Source organism: Asticcacaulis sp., from assembly GCF_027484505.1.
Taxonomy (GTDB): domain Bacteria; phylum Pseudomonadota; class Alphaproteobacteria; order Caulobacterales; family Caulobacteraceae; genus Asticcacaulis.
Genome location: NZ_JAIXSV010000276.1, coordinates 1 through 5489, shown reverse-complemented (window position 1 = coordinate 5489; position 5489 = coordinate 1). Strand labels below are relative to the sequence as shown.

The 5489-nt window shown below is 55.8% G+C and carries 6 protein-coding genes; 5 read left to right on the top strand and 1 reads right to left on the bottom strand.

Annotated features, from left to right (window positions below; all coding sequences use genetic code 11):
* Positions 1-157, bottom strand: a 157-nt coding sequence (locus tag Q0072_RS16125) for a GTP-binding protein (RefSeq protein WP_298332204.1), incomplete at its 3' end; no start/stop codon positions are given.
* A 336-nt stretch (positions 158-493) separates the two neighbouring features.
* On the opposite strand from Q0072_RS16125, the gene Q0072_RS16120 reads away from it, so the two are divergent.
* The 5 genes from Q0072_RS16120 to Q0072_RS16100 all read left to right on the top strand — a co-directional run.
* A complete protein-coding gene (locus Q0072_RS16120) occupies positions 494-1753 on the top strand; it encodes an HlyD family efflux transporter periplasmic adaptor subunit (protein WP_298332201.1) in 1260 nt (419 codons plus the stop codon).
* Positions 1754-1900: 147 nt separating this feature from the next.
* The gene (locus Q0072_RS16115; protein WP_298332198.1) at positions 1901-2071 is read left to right on the top strand and encodes a hypothetical protein; all 171 of its coding nucleotides are present in this window, start codon (positions 1901-1903) and stop codon (positions 2069-2071) included.
* 153 nt (positions 2072-2224) lie between these two features.
* Complete coding sequence (locus tag Q0072_RS16110) at positions 2225-2485, top strand: hypothetical protein (RefSeq protein ID WP_298332194.1); 261 nt, start codon at positions 2225-2227, stop codon at positions 2483-2485.
* Positions 2486-2647: 162 nt separating this feature from the next.
* Positions 2648-2869 (top strand): hypothetical protein, encoded by a 222-nt coding sequence (locus Q0072_RS16105; protein ID WP_298332191.1) that lies wholly within the window; start codon positions 2648-2650, stop codon positions 2867-2869.
* A gap of 718 nt (positions 2870-3587) precedes the next feature.
* A partial coding sequence (locus tag Q0072_RS16100; protein ID WP_298332188.1) for a peptidase domain-containing ABC transporter occupies positions 3588-5489 on the top strand: 1902 nt, incomplete at its 3' end.

Below are 5489 nucleotides of genomic sequence, written 5' to 3'. Positions count from 1 at the left end.
GCTCCCGCTCGATATCCATATTGTCGAGCACTTGCGCCTTCATGTCCCGCGCCTCGATGGCGCCGCAGAACTCAATCAGACGGTCAGCCAGCGTCGACTTGCCATGGTCGATATGGGCGATGATGGAGAAGTTACGGATCTTCGACAGGTCGGTCATGGACTCAGCAGCGCCAGGATGAAGGATTGGTCGCGAAGATAGGGGGACAGGGGGCGGAAGGCAATGACCCTGGGGGGCGAGGCGTGGCAGGGGTGGTGTGCAAGGGGGTGGGGCGTTTCGCGTGCAATTCCAGAACCGATTCGCCCATCGACCAGCGGCAGATTCTGGCATACTCATCTGATGGAGATATTATCTTAACAATCGCATTTCAAAGCGGGTAATACGCGGATATGCAACCGTCGAAAAATTGCATAAGTAGCGTGACTCCGCTTGACGGCAACCGGGGGGGGTGGCACTTTAACACAACGTTAACCAGCAAGCCCATTTCGGGCGTGTATGTCCAACCTTACACCATCAACACCAACCATGGCCCTGACCTTCCGCCCCATCCCCGCCCTGACCGGTCAGACCCATTCGATCCCATTGGGGTTGAACAACCGTGGCTGGGCACTGATCACAGGTTTTCTGGCTGCGACCGTCGTCGCGGCTCTGGCCTATGCATCGGTGGCGGAATATGCACGCAAGGAAACCGTCACCGGGTACCTGAACCCCCGCGAAGGGGCGGCGCGGGTGGCGGCAGTGCGGCCGGGCATCTTGACGGAACTATACGTGAAAAACGGCGATCGGGTCGCCGCTGGCGACCCGCTGTTCACGGTCGATACCAGCCACGGTCTGGCCGGCGGTGGCACTTTGGATGCCGCCATGCGCGCCGGACTGCACCGGCAGGTCAGTTTGCTGGAAGAACAGATTGCGGCCGAACAAGCGCGGCTAGCCTCCGACCAGGCGCGCCTGTCGGCCCGGATCAATGGCCTGCTGGCCGAACTGCCCAGCCTGGAAACGCAGCGCACCCTTCAGGTTGAACGAGCATCGGTGACTGAGGCGCGATTGAAGGCGTTGGGCGAATTGCGTGCCAAGGGCTATGTGTCGGAAGCCGAGTATCGGGCGCGGGAAGAAAGTTGGTTGAGCCAACGCCAAAGCCTGGCCGCCATCGACCAGCGCGTAACGGCCCTGTCCGCCGACCTGGCCCAGGCCCGCATTGACCGCGACCGCGCGCCGATAGATAGCGCCGACCGGCTGTCGCGCCTGTCGGCCAGTCAGGCAGAGTTGCGCCAACGGTTGGCGGAAGTGTCGGCGCAGGGCGGGCAACAAGTGCGCGCCCCCACGGCAGGGCGAGTGACATCGTTGCAAGCATCCCTAGGCCAGCGCCTGGACCCGGCCAAGCCGGTGCTGACCCTGGTGCCGGACGGCGCGACCTTGCAGGCGGAACTCTATGTGCCCAGCCGGGCCATCGGTTTTGTTGAGGTCGGGCAGCGGGTCCGTTTGATGGATGACGCCTTCCCCTACCAGCATTTCGGCACCTATGGCGGCTCCGTGGCGACGATATCGCAGACTGTGTTCTCGCCAGCGGAGGTGATCGGGCCGGTGGTGCCGGTCGAGGCCAGCTACCGAGTTTCCGTCCTGCTGGACCGGGAAATGGTAGATGCCGATGGAGTCGAGAAACCGTTGCAGACGGACATGGCCGTCAGGGCCGACCTCGTCCTCGAAGAAAGAACAATAGTCGGATGGATCCTGGACGATATTTTAAACCATCTATGAGACAAAAGTCGACCATAAAACAACTTACTGATTTTGATGAACATCTATAAATTTAAATATATTGGTTAGTGACTTTTGTCACACGTGAAAACTTGAAACAGGATTGGAAAAATGAATGATATGTGCATGCAACCTGAAGAGCTTTCCATGGACGACTTGGACAAAGCAAGTGGTGGGTTTTGGGGCTGGGTCATCGCTGCTATCGTCATCGTGGTCGGCATTTCGTTGGAAGGAGAGGACTCCTTGCCTTGGCGGGATACCAGCGGTTATGGCGATAGTGACGCGCAGGGCCTCCAAGCCCGGGGACTGAACGGGTAAGAGTCTTGAAACCGATACATAAGGAGCGGCCTGTAAAGGGTTAGACCGTGATGATATGAGGTGGAAACAATGTAGGGGCGAGCGGATGCGAACCCTGACATTGTTTCCAGCCGGGCCACCGGTTTTGTTGAGGTCGGCCAACGGGTCCGCCTGATGTACGACGCCTTTACGTATCAGCATTTTGGAACCTATGGCGGAGTGGTGGAAACAGTCTCTCAAACAATGGTGACGCCGCAGGGAATAATCGGTATAGTTTATATAAATGAGTCTACTTATCGCGTATCGGTGGCGCTAGATCAAGAGCTAGTGAGACTAAAGCGCGGTCAATTGCACATCCAGGCAGATATGGGTTTGCGGGCTGATATTTTACTTGAGAACAAGAGAGTAGCAGACTGGATACTGGATACTGGATAATTTAATGTTAAGATCAGTAAATTAGCTCTGGCTCAATAATTTTTCATTCTATGTAATAATTTATATCAGATTGTTTTGTTCATTCGCCATAACGGCGTTGGACCGCGAGAAGTTAAAATCTCGACGTAAAAAAATCCCCAAACAACAGCAATGGAGTTGGAAATGAACGTATCTACGACTGCTGATAACAATCGAATATCGCTCCTCAATGAAGATGATCTAGCCCTTGTCGCAGGTGGGCCACTGCCGGCCGCAGTGATTGCCGCCGGAAAACTCGCAGCATCCGGTGCAAAATGGGCAGCGGCTGGCGCAGCTGCGGGTTTCTTCGCTGGTATTGGCGAAAGTGCTTGGGAAGCTGTTGCCAGCCAGTTCGGCTTTGAATGACACTGCCAGACACCATTAAATCGGGCTCAATTTTCTGTTTTCATTGAACTCGATGCCACAGCGCGAGGCCCATTAGAAATCTTTCTCATGGGCCTCGCGTAAACCATATAGATTTGCTGCGCCAGTTATCTCTTTTAGGAGGGATGTGAGATGGACTTTAATACCATAAAGAGAGCAGTGTCCATTGCGGCTACTGCGTTCTCATTCGGCGTCGCCATAGCCGCACTCCGCAGCTTTGGCATCATACCGGAACTGAGTACGCTCGACATAGCAGCTTTAGCTGCCGTGATTTTTCTTATCGTAGAAGTAATATATAAGTATTATAGAAAATAGATTAGATTTTTTAGGTAATTGAAGTTTTTTTCCTGGATATTATTAAAATTGAAAATGATGGCAATGTTATTTTAAATAATTTCTTTTTATCACAAATATTTTATTTTTTACAAATATACTCAGATAATTTAAAAAATAAACTACACTTTACATAGTATAAAAACAATCAATGTAATTGAAACATTATATAAATGTTTGTATTTGATAATTTTATAAAAATTTTTGCCCGTTCTTCAAGGAATTTTCGCCGAATAAATTTTAGTAATTTAACCGGTATCGTTTTTCTCTCTTTGCTTACTTTTTGTGCTCGCCGGGCAATGCGTAGGCAAATATGCCCCTTTCGTACAAAACCCACTACTTCTGGATTATTGGCTGATACTGAACCATGAGGATTACCTTCCAATCCGAAGCCACCGAATGCGGCCTTGCCTGTCTCGCCATGGTGTCCAACCACCATGGCTACGAGACGGACCTGCCAGCACTTCGTCGTCGTTTCTCCATTTCCCTGAAGGGGACGACGATGAAAACCATCCTGCTGATGGCGCAGAAGTTGGGCTTCAGCGGGCGGGGCCTGCGGTTGGAACCGGCGCAGATGAAGGATCTGAAGCTGCCCGCCATCCTGCACTGGGATATGAACCATTTCGTGGTTTTGGCGGCAGTGAAAGGGGAGAAGGTCACCATCCTGGACCCCGCATACGGCGAACGCCGGATGACTCTGGCCGAGGTGGGGCAGCATTTCACGGGCGTGGCCCTGGAACTGACCCCCACCCCAGCCTTTGAGAAACGCCAGGAGCGCACGCGCCTGCCCCTGACGGCGCTCTGGGGTCGCATCGCGGGCATGAAAACCGCGTTGGCCCAGGCACTGGTCCTGTCGGTCGTGCTGCAACTCTTCGTCGTGGCCAGCCCCTTCTACATGCAGATCGCCGTGGACGAAGCGGTGCTAAAGGGTGACGGCGACCTGATGTGGGCGCTGGCCATCGGCTTTGGCCTGTTCACGGCGGTAAAGCTGGTGGCCGAATGGCTGCGCGGGCGGGTGCTGCTCGTGCTGGGCGGCTTGATCAACCACCAGATGGGGGCCAGCCTGTTCCACCATCTGCTGCGCCTGCCCCTGGATTGGTTCGAGAAGCGGCATATCGGCGACATGGTCAGCCGGTTTGGTTCCACCCACCCCATCCGCGACCTGTTCACCAATGGCCTGATCGCCGCGCTGGTCGATGGGGTGATGGCCATCATCACGCTGGTGATGATCTTCCTTTATTCGGTGAAGCTGGCCTTGATCGTGCTGGTGGCGCTGGCGCTTTATGTTGGCGTCCGCCTGATCTCCTTCCACCTGCTGCGCCAGCGGGAGGAGGAGGCGATTGCCGCGTCGGCCAAGGAGCAGTCCAGCTTTATCGAAAGTGCCCGCGCCATCCAGACCATCAAAATTTTCGGGCATGAGAGCGAGCGGGAGGGGGTTTGGCAGAACCGCTTCGCCGACACCATCACGCGCGGCGTGCGGTTGGGGCAGTTGAACCTGAACTTCACGACCGCCAATGGCCTGATCTATGGGCTGGAAAATATCGTCACGGTCTATGTCGGCGCGCATCTGGCCATGGAGAACCAGATCACCATCGGCATGCTCTATGCGTTCATGAGCTATAAGGGCCAGTTCCTGGACAAGGCGACCAAGCTGCTGGAAACCGTTATCCAGTATCGGATGCTGGATTTGCACCTGGACCGCATCGCCGATATCGCGCTCACTGACAAGGAAGAGGGGCTGGAGAGTGACGCCACCGACCCACTGATCCCGCATGAGCTGAAAGGCGGCATCACCCTGAAGGGTGTCGCCTACCGCTATGCGGAGACGGAGCCCGACGTGATCGCCGGCGTCGATCTGGAGGTGGCACCCGGCGAATTCATCGCCATCACCGGCCCGTCGGGCGGGGGCAAGACGACGTTGCTGAAGGTCATGCTGGGCCTGTTCCGCCCCACGGCTGGGGAAGTGCTGTTCGACGGCGTGCCCGCCGACCATATCGGCCCCGTGGCCCTGCGGTCACAGATCGGTGTGGTGATGCAGGATGATCAGTTGCTGACCGGTTCACTGGCGGAGAACATCACCTTCTTCGAGGCCACGCCCGACCTGATGCTTATGCGCCAATGCGCCGCCATGGCCCGCCTGGCTGCCGAGATCATGGCCATGCCGATGAATTACAGCACCCTGGTGGGGGAGATGGGCACCGGCCTGTCGGGTGGGCAGAAGCAACGCCTGCTGCTGGCCCGGGCGCTGTATCGCCGGCCCCGCATCCTG